The organism is Marinilabilia rubra (genome assembly GCF_003121985.1).
Lineage (GTDB): Bacteria > Bacteroidota > Bacteroidia > Bacteroidales > Marinilabiliaceae > Marinilabilia > Marinilabilia rubra.
The window spans coordinates 1-19,059 of record NZ_QEWP01000015.1 but is presented as its reverse complement, the minus strand read 5'-3'; the positions used below and the strand labels follow the sequence as shown (position 1 = coordinate 19,059).

Annotated in this window: 11 protein-coding genes; 2 read left to right on the top strand and 9 right to left on the bottom strand. The window is 41.1% G+C overall.

The features are described from left to right. Positions 1–61: 61 nt before the first annotated feature. Both rpoB and rpoC read left to right on the top strand, forming a co-directional pair. Positions 62–3,871: a DNA-directed RNA polymerase subunit beta gene (gene rpoB / locus DDZ16_RS15625; RefSeq protein ID WP_109265426.1), complete on the top strand. Its 3,810-nt coding sequence runs from the start codon at positions 62–64 to the stop codon at positions 3,869–3,871. A gap of 73 nt (positions 3,872–3,944) precedes the next feature. Next, the gene (rpoC, locus tag DDZ16_RS15620; RefSeq protein ID WP_109265425.1) at positions 3,945–8,219 is read left to right on the top strand and encodes a DNA-directed RNA polymerase subunit beta'; all 4,275 of its coding nucleotides are present in this window, start codon (positions 3,945–3,947) and stop codon (positions 8,217–8,219) included. A 1,720-nt stretch (positions 8,220–9,939) separates the two neighbouring features. On the opposite strand, the gene DDZ16_RS15610 is transcribed toward rpoC, so the two are convergent. The 9 genes from DDZ16_RS15610 to DDZ16_RS15570 all read right to left on the bottom strand — a co-directional run bounded on the left by DDZ16_RS15610 (position 9,940) and on the right by DDZ16_RS15570 (position 18,761). Beyond that, positions 9,940–10,422, bottom strand: a complete 483-nt coding sequence (locus DDZ16_RS15610) for a hypothetical protein (RefSeq protein ID WP_109265423.1) — start codon at positions 10,420–10,422, stop codon at positions 9,940–9,942. A 50-nt stretch (positions 10,423–10,472) separates the two neighbouring features. Further along, positions 10,473–10,856, bottom strand: a complete 384-nt coding sequence (locus tag DDZ16_RS15605) for a response regulator (RefSeq protein ID WP_146192249.1) — start codon at positions 10,854–10,856, stop codon at positions 10,473–10,475. 351 nt (positions 10,857–11,207) lie between these two features. Beyond that, positions 11,208–11,849, bottom strand: a complete 642-nt coding sequence (locus tag DDZ16_RS15600; protein WP_158275687.1) for a response regulator transcription factor — start codon at positions 11,847–11,849, stop codon at positions 11,208–11,210. Between the two features lies 1 nt (position 11,850). Further along, positions 11,851–13,308: a PAS domain S-box protein gene (locus DDZ16_RS15595; protein ID WP_109265420.1), complete on the bottom strand. Its 1,458-nt coding sequence runs from the start codon at positions 13,306–13,308 to the stop codon at positions 11,851–11,853. A gap of 39 nt (positions 13,309–13,347) precedes the next feature. Continuing rightward, complete coding sequence (locus DDZ16_RS15590) at positions 13,348–14,895, bottom strand: sensor histidine kinase (RefSeq protein ID WP_109265419.1); 1,548 nt, start codon at positions 14,893–14,895, stop codon at positions 13,348–13,350. Between the two features lie 229 nt (positions 14,896–15,124). Then, positions 15,125–15,511 (bottom strand): DUF302 domain-containing protein, encoded by a 387-nt coding sequence (locus DDZ16_RS15585; protein ID WP_109265418.1) that lies wholly within the window; start codon positions 15,509–15,511, stop codon positions 15,125–15,127. A gap of 112 nt (positions 15,512–15,623) precedes the next feature. Beyond that, positions 15,624–17,789, bottom strand: a complete 2,166-nt coding sequence (locus DDZ16_RS15580) for a copper-translocating P-type ATPase (protein ID WP_198416736.1) — start codon at positions 17,787–17,789, stop codon at positions 15,624–15,626. 114 nt (positions 17,790–17,903) lie between these two features. Next, positions 17,904–18,128: an SHOCT domain-containing protein gene (locus DDZ16_RS15575; RefSeq protein ID WP_449405532.1), complete on the bottom strand. Its 225-nt coding sequence runs from the start codon at positions 18,126–18,128 to the stop codon at positions 17,904–17,906. 18 nt (positions 18,129–18,146) lie between these two features. Then, a complete protein-coding gene (locus tag DDZ16_RS15570) occupies positions 18,147–18,761 on the bottom strand; it encodes a Spy/CpxP family protein refolding chaperone (RefSeq protein WP_109265416.1) in 615 nt (204 codons plus the stop codon). Positions 18,762–19,059: the final 298 nt, after the last annotated feature.

The window sequence follows — 19,059 nt, the reverse complement described above, 5'->3', positions numbered from 1 at the left end:
TCATTTGGGATCCTAAACCTTTTTATGCTTATATGTTTAAGTTCAAATAATTAGTTGATAGATGACTCCAATTACTACCGAAAGGATTAGCTTTGCTACCATCAAAAACCAGTTGGACTATCCTGATTTTCTGGAAATTCAGCTGAAATCTTTCCGTGAATTTTTCCAGATGGGAACGACCCCCGAGGAAAGGCAAACAGAGGGGTTGTGGCAGGTTTTTATGGAGAATTTCCCAATAACAGATACCCGGAACAACTTTGTTCTGGAGTTTCTTGATTTTGGTGTTGACCCCGCCCGCTATACCATCGAAGAATGCATTGAAAGAGGACTTACTTATTGTGTGCCCCTGAAAGCTAAGTTGAAGCTTTATTGTACCGATCCGGAGCACGAAGATTTTGACACCGTTGTACAGGATGTTTATTTGGGAACTGTACCATACATGACCGATAAAGGTAGCTTTATTATCAATGGTGCCGAAAGGGTCATCGTGTCTCAGTTGCACCGTTCGCCCGGTGTTTTCTTCGGACAAAGTGTACATGCCAACGGGACCAAATTATATTCTGCCAGAATTATCCCTTTCAAAGGTTCATGGATTGAATTTGCTACCGACATTAACAATGTTATGTATGCCTACATTGATCGGAAAAAGAAATTGCCGGTTACAACATTGTTAAGGGCTATCGGGTATGAAAGCGATAAAGACGTCCTTGAAATATTTAACCTCGCTGATGAAATCAAAGTTTCGAAAACCGGTCTTAAGAAAGTGATCGGCAGGAAACTTGCTGCAAGGGTTCTTAAAACCTGGATTGAGGATTTTGTGGATGAAGATACCGGAGAGGTTGTTTCTATCGAACGAAATGAGGTTGTAATAGACCGTGAGACCGTTCTCGAGGATGAGCATATAGAAGAGATTATTGACTCAGGGACTAAAACCATTCTTCTTCACAAAGAAGACCAAAATCTTTCTGACTTTGCCATTATCTACAATACACTTCAGAAAGACCCCTGTAACTCCGAAAAAGAGGCTGTTGTACACATCTATCGACAATTACGTAATGCCGAACCACCAGATGAGGCTACTGCCCGTGACGTTATTGATAAACTTTTCTTTTCTGATAAACGTTACGATCTTGGAGATGTTGGCCGTTACCGCTTAAACAAAAAGCTTAACCTAAACATTGACCTCGACACTAAGGTGCTTACACGCGATGATATGATCGCCATTATAAAGTACCTGATCGAATTGATTAATTCTAAGACTGAAGTGGATGATATTGACCACTTGAGTAACCGCCGGGTACGTACCGTTGGAGAGCAAATGGCCAATCAATTTGGTGTTGGTCTTGCCCGTATGGCACGAACCATCCGTGAGCGGATGAACGTTAGGGATAATGAGGTGTTTACCCCTATTGACTTGATCAATAGTAAAACTCTGTCATCGGTTATAAATAGCTTCTTTGGAACCAACGCTTTGTCCCAGTTTATGGATCAGACAAACCCGTTGGCTGAAATTACGCATAAACGCCGTATGTCAGCACTTGGGCCTGGTGGTCTTTCACGTGAAAGAGCAGGTTTTGAGGTTAGGGATGTTCACTATACGCACTATGGACGCCTTTGTCCTATCGAGACCCCTGAAGGACCTAATATTGGATTGATTTCTTCATTGTGTGTTTTTGCCAAGATCAATACCCTTGGTTTTATCGAGACGCCTTACAGAAGGGTTGAATCCAGTAAAGTGGATCTTACCAATGAGGGTGTTTATTACCTTACCGCTGAAGAAGAGGAAGCTAAGATTATTGCACAGGCCAACGCCCCGTTGGATGAGGAGGGGGTATTTGCTAACAATAAGGTTAAGGCACGTCACGATGGTGACTTCCCGCTTTTGGACAGGGACGAGATCGATCTGATGGACGTTGCACCAAACCAAATTGCTTCTGTTGCTGCCTCGTTGATTCCTTTCCTTGAGCATGATGACGCCAACCGGGCCTTGATGGGATCTAACATGATGCGCCAGGCAGTTCCATTATTGAGACCGGATTCGCCTATCGTTGGAACCGGACTGGAAGGTAAGCTGATTCGTGATTCACGTACCCAGATTGTATCGGAAGGTTATGGAGTTGTTGACTTTGTAGATGCTCAGGAAATTGTCGTGAGGTATGACCTTACTGATGATGAACGTTTCGTGAGCTTTGATCCGGAAACCAAACGATATAACCTCATTAAATATCAAAAAACCAACCAGAGTACTACAGTAGATATGAAACCTTTGGTTAAGAAGGGGGATCGTATTGAACCTGGTCAAATATTGACGGAAGGATACTCTACTGAAAAAGGTGAATTAGCTCTAGGTCGTAACCTTAAGGTAGCCTTTATGCCATGGAAAGGTTATAACTTTGAGGATGCCATCGTTATCTCAGAGAGGTTGGTTCGGGAGGACGTTTTTACTTCAGTGCACATTGATGAGTACTCACTTGAAGTACGTGATACAAAACGAGGACTTGAGGAGCTTACCTCAGATATTCCCAACGTTAGTGAGGATGCAACAAAAGAATTGGATGAAAATGGTCTGATCAGAGTTGGTGCCCACGTTAAACCTGGGGATATACTGATTGGTAAAATTACTCCAAAAGGAGAAAGTGATCCTACACCGGAAGAGAAACTGTTGCGTGCCATTTTTGGTGAAAAGGCTGGTGACGTTAAGGATGCTTCTTTGAAAGCGTCTCCTTCTTTATCTGGTGTGGTTATAGATAAAAAGCTCTTTTCAAGAGTGGTTAAAGACCGGAAAAACCGCGTTACAGATAAACCCGCTCTTGCTAAAATTGATGAGCAGTTTAATCGTTCTATTGAAGAATTGAGAGGCCGTTTGGTAGATAAATTGTTCACCTTGATTAATGGAAAAACCAGCCAGGGAGTTAAAGATTATCTTGGAGCTGATTTGATTTCCAAAGGAACCAAATTTACTCAAAAGATTCTCCAGGATATCGATTATCTTGCAGTTAATCCAAACAAGTGGACTACTGACAAGGATAAAAACGAGCTCATTCAGAAGGTGATTCACAATTACCGGATGAAGCATAAAGAACTTGAAGCCAAGGAGAAACGTCAGAAGTATAATCTCACCATTGGTGATGAACTCCCGGCCGGTATTGTTCAGCTGGCTAAAGTTTACATTGCCAAGAAGCGTAAGATTACCGTAGGAGATAAGATGGCCGGTCGTCACGGTAACAAGGGTATTGTCTCCCGTATCGTACGTCAGGAAGACATGCCTTTCCTTGAAGACGGAACACCGGTTGACATTGTGCTTAACCCATTGGGTGTGCCATCAAGGATGAACCTTGGTCAGATCTATGAAACCGTTCTTGGATGGGCCGGAGAAGTTCTTGGTGTGAAATTTGCTACACCTATCTTTGATGGTGCTTCGAATGAAGATCTCACTGACTGGACGCGCAAAGCTAAAGTACCTGACTTTGGTAAAAGCTATCTGTACGATGGTGGTACCGGAGAACGTTTTCACCAACCTGCAACTGTAGGGGTGATTTATATGTTGAAGCTGGGACACATGGTTGAGGATAAGATGCACGCCCGTTCAATAGGACCATACTCGCTTATTACTCAGCAGCCACTAGGTGGTAAAGCCCAGTTTGGGGGACAGAGATTTGGTGAGATGGAGGTTTGGGCACTTGAGGCGTTTGGTGCATCGCATATATTGCAGGAAATTTTGACTGTTAAGTCGGATGATGTACTTGGACGTGCCAAGGCCTATGAAACCATTGTAAAAGGTGACCCGCTCCCAATGCCGGGTATCCCCGAGTCACTCAATGTTCTGTTACATGAGATGCGCGGTCTTGGACTGAGCGTGAATCTTGAATAATACTCTGGCTGTGTGCTGCAGTGGCAGCACACTTTGCCTCTTTTAGTTTTTAAATTCTAATACTCGGCTATATATGGCATTCAGAAGAGATCAGAAAGTCAAGAGTAATTTTACCCGCATCACAATTGGTTTGTCCTCTCCGGAAGAGATTCTTGAGAGATCAAGCGGTGAGGTACTTAAACCTGAAACGATTAACTATCGTACATACAAACCCGAGCGGGACGGGTTGTTCTGCGAGCGCATTTTTGGACCTGTTAAGGACTATGAGTGTCATTGTGGAAAATATAAAAGAATTCGTTACCGCGGTATCGTTTGTGACCGATGTGGTGTTGAAGTTACTGAGAAGAAGGTGCGTCGCGAGCGAATGGGGCACATCTCCTTGGTTGTACCGGTAGCTCATATTTGGTACTTCCGTTCATTGCCCAACAAAATCGGATACCTTTTGGGGCTTCCTACCAAGAAGCTTGATTCTATTATTTACTATGAACGTTATGTGGTTGTTCAGTCTGGTGTAACTGCTGCGGATGGTGTTAAATATATGGATTTCCTCACTGAAGAGGAATATTTGGATATTTTAGATACCCTTCCAAAAGACAATCAGCACCTGGAAGATGAAGACCCAAATAAATTCATTGCCAAAATGGGGGCTGAGGCATTGCATATGATCCTCTCTCGTCTTAATTTGGATGAATTATCATACAATTTACGTCATAAGGCCAATACTGAAACTTCTCAGCAGCGTAAGAACGAGGCTTTAAAGCGTCTTCAGGTTGTTGAATCTTTTAGAGAGTCCAAAGGGGTTAATCGTCCTGAGTGGATGGTGGTGAAAACTGTTCCTGTCATTCCACCGGAATTGAGACCTCTTGTACCGTTGGATGGTGGTCGTTTTGCCACCTCTGACTTGAACGATTTGTACCGTCGTGTTATTATTCGAAATAACCGATTGAAGCGTTTGATAGAGATTAAGGCGCCTGAAGTAATTCTTCGAAACGAGAAACGTATGCTTCAGGAATCGGTTGATTCATTATTCGATAACTCTCGTAAATCGAATGCTGTTAAAACAGATGCTAACCGTCCTTTGAAATCTCTTAGTGACAGTTTGAAAGGTAAGCAGGGGCGTTTCCGTCAGAACCTTCTTGGTAAGCGTGTTGACTATTCTGCTCGTTCGGTTATTGTTGTTGGGCCGGAGCTTAAGATGCATGAGTGTGGGTTGCCTAAAGAAATGGCGGCCGAGCTTTATAAACCTTTCGTTATTCGTAAGTTGATCGAAAGAGGCATCGTTAAAACGGTTAAATCGGCTAAGAAGATTGTTGATCGTAAAGATCCTGTTGTATGGGATATCCTTGAAAATGTACTTAAAGGACACCCGGTTATGCTAAACAGGGCTCCAACACTTCACCGTTTGGGTATTCAGGCTTTCCAGCCAAAGCTGATTGAGGGTAAAGCTATTCAGTTGCACCCGTTAGCATGTTCGGCCTTTAACGCCGACTTTGATGGTGACCAAATGGCGGTTCACTTACCACTTGGAAATGCTGCAATTCTCGAGGCCCAAATGTTAATGCTTGCCAGCCAGAACATATTGAACCCTGCCAACGGTGCTCCTATTACTGTTCCTTCTCAGGATATGGTACTTGGTCTTTATTATATGACCAAAGCACGTCCGGGAGCAAGAAATGAAGGTTTGGTTTTCTATTCTCCTCAGGAGGCGAAAATTGCTTTCAATGAGAAAAAAGTTGAGCTTCATACTAAGGTTAAAGTGAAAACTCAGGATCTTAATGAAGAAGGAGAGCTGGAAGAAGTGATGTTAGATACTACTGTTGGTCGTATTCTGTTTAACGAATTTGTTCCCAAAGAAGTAGGCTACATCAATACATTGTTGACTAAGAAGGCACTTAGGGATATTATTGGTAAGGTTCATAAAATCTGTGGTACTCCCAAAACTGCCAATTTCCTTGACGATATCAAATCACTTGGTTACCGTCTGGCATTTGAAGGAGGACTTTCATTTAACCTTCAGGATGTTATTATTCCTGCCGAGAAAGTTACCCTTGTTGACGATGGATATCAGGAAGTTGAGGAAGTGATGAATAACTATAACATGGGATTCATCACCAATAACGAGCGATATAACCAGATCATTGATATCTGGACGCATGTAAATGCGCGATTGACACAGACCCTGATGAATCAGCTGAGTTCAGATAAAGATGGATTTAACTCCGTTTATATGATGCTCGACTCAGGTGCAAGGGGATCAAAAGAACAGATTCGTCAGTTGTCAGGAATGCGTGGTCTAATGGCAAAACCGCAGAAGTCAGGAGCCGAAGGTGGACAAATTATCGAGAACCCGATTTTGTCTAACTTTAAGGAGGGTCTTTCTGTACTTGAGTACTTTATATCTACTCACGGTGCTCGTAAAGGTTTGGCCGATACCGCCCTTAAAACTGCCGATGCCGGATACCTTACTCGTCGTCTGGTAGATGTTTCTCAGGATGTGATCATCAACGAAGTTGACTGTGGTACTCTTCGGGGATTGACTGCCTCTGCTATTAAGAGTAACGAGGAAGTCGTTGCCTCGCTTTATGAACGTATTCTTGGACGTGTTTCTGTTCATGATGTGTATCATCCTAATACAGGGGAAATCATCGTTAAGAGCGGTGAAGAAATCACTGAAGAGGAAGCACGAATCATGGATGAATCTCCAATTGAGCGTGTAGAGATCCGCTCTGTATTGACTTGTGAGTCCAAGAAAGGCGTTTGTACCAAGTGTTATGGTCGAAACCTCTCTACCGGTAATCTTGTCCACAAAGGAGAATCTGTTGGTGTTATTGCTGCACAGTCAATTGGTGAACCCGGTACTCAGTTGACATTGCGTACTTTCCACGTGGGGGGTACCGCTTCGAATGTTACTTCTGAGAATAGCATGTTGGCTAAGTATGAAGGTGTTGCCGAAATTGATGAACTGAGAACGGTACCTTATACTACTGAAGAAGGTCTTGAAGTGGATGTAGTAATTGGTCGTTTGGCTGAGTTACGGACTGTTGACAAGAATACAAATATATCACTGACCACTCAGCCTATACCTTATGGTGCCAAGCTTTATATTAAGAATGGTACAGAACTTAAGAAAGGCGACTTGATTTGTGAATGGGATCCGTTTAATGCCTTGATCATTACTGAAAAAACAGGTAAGATCTCATTCGAGAATATGATCGATGGTATTACTTATAAAGAGGAATCCGATGAACAAACCGGATACCGTGAGAAAGTAATCATCGAGACCCGTGACAAGACGAAGAACCCGGCTATTCACATTCTGGATTCAAATGGAGAAGTTCTTAAGGTTTACAACATTCCTGTAGGAGCTCACGTTTCTGTTGATGAAGGAGAGGAAATCAAGCAAGGTGAAACCATTGCCAAGATTCCGCGCGCTATGGGACGTTCAGGTGATATCACCGGTGGTCTGCCGCGTGTTACCGAGTTGTTTGAAGCTCGTAATCCATCTAATCCTGCTGTTGTTTCTGAGATTGATGGTGAAGTGGCTTTCGGTAAAATCAAGCGAGGAAACCGTGAGATCATTGTGACCTCCAAGAATGGTGAAGTGAAGAAATATCTGGTTCCGCTTTCTAAGCAGATTCTTGTTCAGGAAAACGATTATGTTCGTGCAGGTACACCTCTGTCAGATGGTGCTACCACACCTTCAGATATTTTGGCCATTAAAGGACCTACCGCCGTTCAGGAGTATATCGTAAATGAAGTTCAGGATGTTTATCGTCTTCAGGGCGTGAAAATCAACGATAAGCACTTTGAGATCATTGTACGTCAGATGATGCGTAAAGTTGAGATTGCAGATGCTGGTGATACACGATTCCTTGAACGTCAGATTGTCGATAAGATTGAGTTCATGGAAGAGAACGATGAGATATGGGGCAAAAAGGTTGTTGTGGATGCAGGTGATTCAAGTACATTGCGTCCGGGGCAAATTGTTAACGCTCGTCGCTTACGGGATGAAAATTCTCAGCTTAAGCGTAAAGACCTCAAACTGGTTCAAACCCGTGACGCAGTTCCTGCAACCTCAGGTCAGGTTCTTCAGGGGATTACCCGAGCAGCATTGCAGACTAAGAGCTTTATGTCTGCGGCATCCTTCCAGGAAACCACAAAAGTGCTAAATGAGGCTGCCATACAGGGTAAAATTGACCGCTTAGACGGGCTTAAAGAGAATGTTATCTGTGGTCACCTTATTCCTGCCGGAACGGGATTGCGTGAATATGATAAGATTATTGTCGGGTCTCAGGAAGAGTACGATAAACTTGTCACAAAACGGGAGACCGAACAGGTAGGAGAGTAACATTGATTAGATTTACTTTCCAGTGGTTCATTATCATTGGAACGAGATAAGAAAGAGAGCGCAATTCCTTTTTAGGGAGTTGCGCTTTTTTTGTGTCGTACATGCTAAATTGTTAGGTGGTGCAAGTCCACGGTAGAGGTTTATAGTGTAAGCCATTTGCTGAAGGCAATGGTGTCCATCGCGAGGCTCCCAATGTTTCGGGATAAAGGAAGCTGGAAGCAAATTACTGTCCTTAGGATTACGAACCGCATCAGGCATATCCTGTAGGATGAGTTTGCCAAACCAAACGATGTCCAAAAACTATACGGATACAGGAATGTAAATATGGTGGGAACATGGTGTGAAAACCATTTATTTTACCATGGGAGGTATCTCGGACATCTTGGAACGGGACATGCTACATGGTCAAAACTAGTGTCAAGTCAAGCATAGTCTGCCGGCCCAAGCCTTGCTCTTTCTACCTTGTGCTTCTTAAAAAAAAGACTCACGTAGCTACGGCTATGCTTACTTTTTTGTTGTTTTGCACAAGGTGAAAAATAGCGGCGGCTTACCAGACATTCTACCCTTGACTTGACACCATTGTCAAGTCAAGGGTAGAATAAAATCCATAAAGTACCATCCGAATCCGGTGCGCAGGGTCGAAATACCCAAGGATAAAGCGAGTAAAAGGCAGTTGGATGTTACTCAGTTTATCGAGCACCGTCTGTTTTTAAAAGTCAATAAATCAAAAACCCGGGTAGTTTTCTTCAGTAGGATTAAATTCTAAAGCTACTCCTTTTATCATGTAAAAGGTGAGGTTCTCTTTAGAATCCATCCTAAGAGTGTAAACAAGCTTAGGGATAAGGTTAGACTTTGATTTCACGGGGCAACGGTTTGGGCTATGCAAAACGTAAAGAAAGGGTTCTCTCATTTTTAATTTATAATTTGAGAAAAAAAGATCTGAAGGAAATTGTATAAAAACCTTGTCTTGTTGTTAATAATTCTTATTTTTGCAACGTTAGAAAGTTTTGAAGATGACTCAGGAACAACCAAAAGGAGTATGAGAATTTCATAATCTATTTGCAGCTTCTCTGAAGGGCTGACCAGCCTTGTTTTTCCTTTTTCTGACTTTTGGGTTTAATTGTTTATCCCCGGAAATTTAATTATTAGGCATTACATTTAACCCGGAAAGAAATCGTTTTACAGTTGGAACTTTTCCTAAAGGTCAGAGCCTGTCTCTCATAATACTGTTAGAGCAGCCGTTTGCTTAAAACCATAAATCTCCAATACATCAGCTCCATGAACATTAAAAATATGCCGGGCTACATTAAATTTGGGCTGTTTGATTTGACTGAGACGTGATTTTACTTTTACGAAATGAAGCTAAACGTGCGGGGCTCCGCTCTCCTTCGATTATGGCATTTACGATAGCTCATCCGGTTTTTTCTAAAAGCATATATCCCTATACGTCATATGGGCTCAAAGGCACCATTGAAACGTAAGGTCTGAACATTACGAGTTTTTACAAACTGCTACACTTCCAATTGACAAGACACGTTCCACTGTTAGATCTTTGGGAATACTGCAAAAGGGCTTCGTACGGCAGCTCAACAGTGGCGGACTGGTATCCGCCAAACCTGTTTTCTGCTGTCTAACGGCATGCGACTGATTTACTTAAATCCTAAAGTCCAACGATCTATTGTCTTAAAAGAGAAGATATTACTCAGAAACGCTTCATTGTCTATCCTTTTGTGAAAATACGGACAGTTTTAATTGTTTGGTTTTCTTTATCAGTATTTTCTTTTTTTATTTCAATTCGCTGAATGTTTTGAATAGGCAGATCAATTAAGGCCTGTTTTTCATTCTGATTGGTTTCTGTATTCAATTTTTTTCCATCAAGAATATATTCTGAGCATTTTGAATCGGAAACTTCCTTTAATAGTTGAATCAGATTCTTTGCAGAGGATTGGTTTATTTCATTTTCTGAAATAATGGTTAAGTCTCTGGAATTGGACTTTATAGCTTCCTTTGAATTTTCAGAAACAACTGCCATATCCATTAATTCCTCAAAGTCCATATCGGCAAGTTGTTCTAATCTGGCTTTTTTTTCAGCACATATTTCCTGTGATTGTGTTTCGGATGACTGGCATTCCTGAGCATTCAGGCTTGTTTGTGCAAAAGCAAAAATTACTACCAGTACCGTGATTAATACTTTTCCTGACATTTCAATTTCTTTTAATTAGTTATGTAATGCAATTTTGTTTTTCGTTTGTATTAGCGGCAGCAAAGTGATTCTTGATAAAGGCAGTTTTTTACCTCTTTGACAAAACTGTCTTTGATGAATGGTTTTTTTATCCACCCTCTTAATTCATTCATCAGTTGATTATCTGAGAACTCTTTTTCTTTTCCTGTTAATAGAAGAATAGGGGTTTCCAGATAATTATCATTTTTTCTGACGGCTCTAATGAGTTCATCTCCATTCATTTCAGGCATGTTAAAATCGGTGATTAACAAATCAACTTTTCTACCATCAAATAGCTCCAGGGCCTCAGTTCCGTCAGATGCTTCAATTATTGTAGCATCAGTTTGGGCAAGGGCGAGTTTTACCACGTACCTCGTGCTTTCTGAGTCGTCAACAATTATTATTCGTTTTGCCATAGCCTTTCTGTTTTTTTCTAACAATCTCCGGAAATTTTGGGATGGTAATTTATCCGGTTTTTCACATTACAAATGTAAGGAGAGCAAACAGGCTGAAACAGACGTGAAAATGTACCTGATTTTACCCCCTTAAAAGAGGGGGTGGGTATGTATCAATAAATCAATGTATTGAAGGGGATGTTGGTGGGGGTATGTTTGTGGTTTGAGTTAAGGTGTTTATTAGTAGTTTTTTATGTATTTATGAGGAAAATGTCTTTTTTTTAAAAAACACCAGATTTCAGGGGGTAGTGAAATGAGGGAAATGGGGTTTAAAAGTTCTTGTGCGGAGATTTCTTTTGCCGGCAATGATAATCAAGGGTCTATAATACCATTTTGAATAGCAAAGAAGATGAGATTGGCAGAATTTTTAACCCCTGCTTTACTGATGAGGTTCCTACGGTGCCCGTCCACGGTGTAGACGCTGATGTTGAGTTGGTCGGCAATTTCATGGTTGCTCATTCCTCTGGCAATCAACTCCAGAATTTCTATTTCTCTTTTAGTATAGCTTATACTGTGTTTCTTTTTATTGAGAATGGGGTTTTGAAGAGTATTGGCCTGAAATTCTTTGGAGAAGTAGTAATCGCCATCCATTACGGTTTTTATGGCTTCTTCAAGCTCATCTTCCTGAGTATGTTTAAGCAAAAAACCACTGGCGCCAGCCTCAATCATCTTATTGAAATATTCAATTTCACTAAACATTGTGAGGCCAATTACATTTACGTCAGGAAATTTCTCTTTTACCATTTTTGTGGTTTCAATTCCATCGGTATCAGGTAGTTTTATATCCATGAATATTAGGTCTGGCCGGGATCTTTTAAGGAGGTTGAATAAGTCTTTGGCATTGCCTGCTTCTCCAATAACCTTTATGCAAGAAAGATTATTTAGGATATACTCCAATCCGGTTCTGAAAATCTTGTGGTCATCAACAATGACGGTTTTGAAAATTTTATCCATACTATCCGGCATTTGGTTCAGGAATTTGAATTTTTATTTTAAACCCTTTGTTTTCTGCTGTTTTGATTTCAAGTGTTCCATTAATGGAGCTCACTCTGGACGCAATATTCTTAAGGCCGTGTTGAGGCTTATGGCTGTTTGTTTTGAAAAGATCAAATCCTAAGCCGTTGTCACAGTAATTCAGCGACAATTCGTTTTTATCTGACGCCAAAGATAATCGGGCTTCGGTGGCCCGGGCATGTTTTAAGGTGTTATTTATTAGCTCTGTTGCTATTCTGTATAGGTTCAACTCAATGTTCTCGTTGTGAGTTTGCGTGTATCTGTCAGCCTCTAATTCAATTATAGGGTGTTGAGAGCTGTTTATTCTTTGGATGAATGCATTCAACGCAACTATTAGTCCAAAATCATTCAGAATGGAGGGTTTCAGGTTATTGGATATTTCTTTGGTTGTTGTTATTGCTTCATCCAGAATGCTTTGTATTTCATTGATGAGTCGGTTTTTTTCATGTTTAGGAACCTCATCTTTTTTTAGTGATCCCATATAAAGATTTAGTGTTGAGAGCAGTGGCCCCATGCCGTCATGCAGCTCGGCGGAGAATTTAGTTCTTTCTTTTTCCTCAGTATCAATAATGGTTTTAAGTATTTCTCTTTCCTTTTGTTTTCTGTCGCTTATATCGCGGATAAGAGATAATATTAATGGTCGGTTTCTGAGTTTAAGAAGTTGGCTTTGAATTTCAACAGTCATTTTTTTCCCTTTTTTATTGAAGATATCCATTTCCCGGGCCTTCACGAACTTTTCATCAATTAGTTTCTGCCGTCTTTTGAGCAGGATCTCTTTACTTTTAGGGCTTATTATGTCTTCAGCGGATAGCTTGCGGGCTTCTTCAATGGTATAGCCTATAAAATCGAGGGCCATGGGATTAAGATCAATGAAGGTGCCTTCTATGTCAGAAATAACGATTGCATCGCGACTTTGATTGAATATGTTTCGAAATTTTTCTTCGCTCTCTTCCAGGAGTGAGTAAGAGCGATGGAGTTCAGAATTAACTTTTTGCAGGTTTTGGATTAATTGTTGATTTTCGTTTTTAAGGTTGTATTTGTCTATTGCACTTCTGATGGTAACCTCCATGTCATCCTTGTCCCAGGGTTTGGTAAGAAACCGGTAAATACCAATATCATTAATGGCTTTTATAATGATAGCATTGTCGGCATAGGCACTCAAAATGATTTGTATAGCATCCGGATGTGTTTCGTTAAGTCTGGCAAACAATTCCAGTCCTGTGATCTCAGGCATTCTCTGATCAGAAATAATAACTTTGAAGTGCTGTTTGTCCAAAATCGCCAAAGCTTCTTTAGCGCTGAGAGCGGTAGTGATATCAAAATATCTTTTGAATGTATATGTGAAACCTGTCAGATTTCCTGGTTCGTCATCAATGTAAAGAATTGAATCTTTGGGCATTTTTGTGCTTAATTTCAATGGTTGTGTGAAAATATATATTTATTGGTTCCCAATTCGTTCTTTTAAATAAATGAAAAAACTGGTTCCTTTGTTTGAGGCGCTTTCAACCCAAATTTTTCCTTTGTGTTTTTCAATAATATCATAACTGATAGATAGCCCAAGTCCTGTTCCTTGTCCAATTTCTTTCGATGTGTAGAATGGTTCGAATATTTTTGACTGCAATACTTTCGGAATTCCTGATCCTTCATCATGTATTTCAATAAGGACCCCTTTGTTTTCAGGAGTGGTACTAATTCTAATATTGCCATTATCTGGTGAGGCCGTTATGGCATTGTCTAAAATATTCAGCATCAATTGGCTTAATAGGTCGGGTGAGCATTCAATTAATGGGATTTCACCGTATTCTTTAATGATGTTGAGGTGATCCTTATACCTGCTATGCAGTAAAATAAGGCCTGTGTCAATAGCTTCATGAAGGTTGTACAGTACATATTTCTCTGTATTGTGGTAAGAGAAATGCCTCAATCCCTTAAGTATTTCAGTAGTTCTTTGAATACCGGTAAGAATGGTGTCTGCAATGGTATTTATGTCTTCTTTAGCAGAGGTCAGATCACGTGATTCTGTGAATGCGGTTATTCTTCTGCAGGTATCTCCCGGTGGATCGTCTTTGTGGCTGTTAATAATGTCCACAAGTTCTTCAAAGTCCCGTAAAATCTCTTTTAATCCTGTCACCCCTCTTTGGATGTAATTAACCGGATTGTTGATTTCATGAGCGATGCCTGCCATTAATTGTCCCAGAGAAGCCATTTTCTCTGAAATGATAAGTTGACTTTGGGCACTTTCCAGTTTTTGCATAGATTCGGTCAGTGCCTCGTTTTTTGACTGCAATTCTTCCTGAAAGGAGATTAATTCTTCATTTTGTGCCAGTAATTCTTCCTTATGATCTTTAAGTTGAAGGTTTTTGGCTTCAAGTTTGGCTTCAGAATTTTCTGTAATGCGCTTGAAATATATTATGCCTGAGTTGATGAAGATAAATGTCATGAAGTGGGCCAGTTTCATGTAAAACAGGTTGCTTGAAACCTCGTCATAAATAGTCAGGCTTATTTCACCGGCTTTTAGATAGATTACATCCACGATCATTACCAGAAATAACAAATATATCAAACTCCCGTAATAGTATGGTCTCTCCCCGGGCGAGGAAAATAATACATGTGGGATAATCGAAAAAGCAATGACAATGATGGGGTTGTACAATATGTATTCATTTCTGGCAGCATTGAATAATAAGGGGTAAAGCGTAAGAAGAAAAACCGGAACTATCGATAATATTAATTTGCTGAAAAAGAAAAGTCTTTTGCTGTTAAGTATTAAGCAGAATAAGGAGATCATCCATACCAGAATGATTCTTTGACTCCCATACTCCATGGAGTTGTCAAAAAGCATTAGGTTAAAGACCTCAATCAGAGTGATGAAGAGGGTCAAAATCACTAGTATAAAGGCCATTTTATTGAGCAGTATCAGGTCACGCCGGTCTTTTTCGCCATTGGCCAGTCCGTTAAATGAAATCCAATTCCATAGTTTCTCCATTCGCCCGCGTAATATTATTGGTTTTATACGATTTAAACTTTACGGGGTAAAAATAATTAAGTTATTAGAAATATTTTATTGAGGAGGTTGTAGCTGATAAACGAAAAGGAGTAATTGGTGGTAACCAATTGAATAAGATGGGGTAGGGCCGTAGAACAGGCAATGTTAGCAAAAACATTTGTTAAGTGCAACATTGCCTGTCTTTTTAGCTTAAAACTAAAGATTCTGATTAAAGGGCTTGAATGGCTTTCTTCAAAAGCTCTCTTATTTCTTGGGCAATGGGGGCCAGTTTATCATTTTCAACTGCCATCATTGAGGCAACCGGGTCTACAGCTGCTACTTCAACTTTTCCACCTTGTAGATCCTGAACAATAACATTGCACGGAAGCATGGTTCCAATTTTGTTTTCCTGCTCTAATGCTTTGTAGGCATTTGGAGGATTGCAGGCCCCTAAAATCTTATATTTCCGGAAATCCACACCCAACTTAGCTTTCAGTTTCTCATGGATGTCGATTTCTGATAAAACACCAAAACCTTGCTCACTTAAAGCTTCTTTGGTTTTTTCTACTGCAGAATCAAAATCTGTGTTCAGAGTTGTTTCAATGTAATAGTTCATAGTCGTGGATTTTTATTGTTATACAATTTGGGCAGAGGGCATGGAGCTGAGAGCACGGTGCATTTAGCTGTTGCGCCATGCTCTATGCCCCTGGCTCCCCTGCTCTATGCCACTATTTTAGTTTTCTTTTCAATAACTGTGCATTAATGGCCACAACAACCGTGCTTAAACTCATAAGAACTGCACCTGCAGCCGGACTGATCAGAATGCCTGCGCTGTATAAAACCCCGGCTGCCAGGGGAATGGCCACTACGTTGTAGCCGGTGGCCCAGACGAAATTCTGAATCATTTTGCGATAAGTGGCTTTACCAAAGGTGATGAGTGACGCAATGTCTTGCGGATTGCTGTTAACCAGGATGATATCTGCCGTTTCGGCAGCTACATCGGTCCCCGAGCCTACAGCAATGCCTACATTTGCAGTGGCAAGGGCGGGGGCGTCGTTGATTCCGTCGCCGGTCATGGCTACGAATTCGCCTTTGTCTTGCAACTCTTTTACCTTCTCCAGTTTTTGATCGGGTAAGATACCTGCAAAATAGTCATCCAGTTGGAGTTCGTCACTTACGGCTTTGGCCACTTTCTCGTTGTCCCCGGTCATCATTATCACTTTAATGCCATTTTCTTTTAGCGTTGAAATGGCTTTGTGTGACTCGGGTCTTATTTCATCAGCCAGGGCAATAACACCAGCAGCCTTATCATCTACCAGCACATAAATCACCGTTTCTTGTTGGTTTTCTTCTTCGTTTTCGGGTATCTCAATGTTGTTCTCCTTAAGATAGCCTGGACTTACAACCTTCACATTTTTGTTGCCCACCTTTCCCTCAATACCTTTTCCGCTTATGGAATTAAAGTCATCCGCCTCTTTGACATCCAGGTTAAGCTCTTTAATCTTTTGCATGATTCCGGTTGCCAGAGGGTGTTCCGATTTTGATTCCAGAGCTCCGGCCAGTTTAAGGATATCATCCTTCTCATATTCATCTGAAAGGGCATCGTAACGACTTACCGCAAAGTTTCCTTTTGTTAAAGTTCCTGTCTTGTCGAAGGCGAGAACCGATATTTTGCGTGAGTTCTCAAAGGCAGTGCGGTTGCGTATAAGTAACCCTTTGCTTGCCGATAACGATGTTGATATGGCTACTACCAGTGGCACAGCAAGACCGAGAGCATGCGGACAGGTAATAACCATAACACTGGCCATACGTTCCAATGCAAAAACAAAACTTTCCCCCACTAACAACCAGGTTACCAGGGTTCCAAAACCAGTGGTGAGCGCAATGATAGTGAGCCAGGCAGCAATACGATCGGCCAGATTTTGGGTCTTTGACTTTTTACTTTGTGCCTCCCGAACCATATTGATGACTTTGTTGAGGTAAGCCTCTTCTCCAATTTGCTCTACCGAAAGGGTGAGCGAACCATTGCCATTAATGGTACCGCCAATTACCTTGTCATCTTTTGATTTCTTAACCGGCTTGGATTCTCCGGTTACCATCGACTCATTTACACTGCTTTCGCCGTCCGTAATAACACCATCAACCGGGATTTTCTCCCCGGGACGAACCAATACTTTATCATCCTTTTTTAGTTCGTCCACTTTCACGTCCTCAGTTTCTCCATCTTTAAGACGATGAGCTTCTGAAGGCATGAGTGCTACAAGCTTTTGAAGAGACTGGGATGCGCCCATTACAGATTTCATCTCAATCCAGTGTCCCAGCAGCATTATGTCTATTAATGTTGCCAATTCCCAGAAGAAGGTACTTCCTTCAAGTCCGAAAGTAGTAGCAGAACTATACCCCCAGGCTACGGTGATGGCCACTGCAATGAGGGTCATCATACCGGGTTGTTTCTTTTTGAGTTCGTCCACCAATCCGGTGAGGAAGGGCCATCCACCATAAAAGAATACAATGGTGGAAAGTGCAAACAGGAGATAATTGTCAGCTCCCTGCGTCAGTGAGAATTCAAAGCCCAGAAGGCCCTGGATCATGGGAGACAATACCAATATGGGGATAGAGATGGCCAGAGAAATCCAGAAGCGTTTCCGGAAATCTTTGATCATCATGGCATGGTGCTGCGAGTGGTCGTGCCCACCATGTCCCTCATGTCCCTGGTGGTCTTCGTTGCCCCCATGGCCCCTGTTGTCACCATTATCGTGTTGATGGTTGTGACCATCATGGTTATGATTTGAATGGTTTTTATGTTGATGCTCATGATCATGTTTTTCTTTTTTATGATCGTGACCATGATTCTGATGAGATGAATTTATGTGATCTTTATGGTTGTGTTGCATAAAGTCTGCTTTTAGAGTTTATGGTCGGTCATAAGTTCGGTAAATAATTTCAGCGGAAAGGACTGAGCCTCGCCATTTCGGCCAAATATTTGGGCGGATCGGAATCCGCCAGACCTAATTCTCCAAATCCTTTTTGCGCTGTTCAAACTCCTCTTTGTCAATTTCACCTTTTGCATACCGTTCCTTTAAGATGTCTAAAGGTGATTTCTGGCCGGAAGAAGTTTGATTCGTATCACCGGAGCGAAAAGTTCTGAAGGCCAACCATAGGATTATCAGTAAAATGATAATACCAATAATCCATCCGAAGCCCATTCCCCAGCCGTGTCCTAGTCCTTGCATAATATAGAAGGTTTGTGGTTATTGATTCATCATGCCTTGTCTCATTCCGGGCATCATACCCTTCGAGTCATCATTCATCATTTTACACGCTTTTTCTTTTTGCTCTTCGTTGAGGACGTTCCGCATGTTCATAGCTGTCTCATAAGCAGCAACGTGCATTTTTACTCTGGATTCGGCACATTTCTGCAATTGAGCCTCAACTTCAGAAGGAGAAGCTTCATTTTTCAGAAGTTCTTTTAATTGTTTTTGTTTTTTGGCCATTTCAGACTTCATGTCCACTTGTTGTTTTTCAAATTCAGCTTTCATGTCGATCAGTTCTTTTGTCTGATCAGGAGAGAGGGAAAGTTTGTCCTGCATTTTTGGCAGCCTATTCACCATCATCATATAACGGCGCATGGGCATATCCTGCATCATCATGTTGCCTTGCCCAGGCATCATCATGTGCTTTTGCATCATTTGCATCATCTTCATTCCGGGCACCATACCCTGCATACCCGACATTTCTTTTTCTTCCTGATGCATCATCATCTCTTTTTGCTCCATGGATTTTTCTTTCTTCTGCTTGTCCATCTGAGCATTCACAGTTAATGTTCCTGATAGCATAATCAGGATTGCGATTAATGTTGCTTTCATAATAATTCCTCCTGTTTTGTTAGATTTTTAGATTTGAGATAATGAGATTTAAGATGATGAGGTGTTAGGAAATTCGATTGTTAGATAAAAGATATTTTAATAGAGCTGATAGTTAGTCTGCTAATTTTAAAGTGTATAGCACTCAAACATCTTTTTAGCTATAATCTCAACATCTTTTATCTAAGTAAAGTCATAAACCATTTAAAACGTGTTTTTTATAATTTTCTTAGTTTTTTAAATATGCCGCAAAAAGAATCAAAATTTCTTAACTTCGAAAGTTTCCAGCTTCTAACTTCTA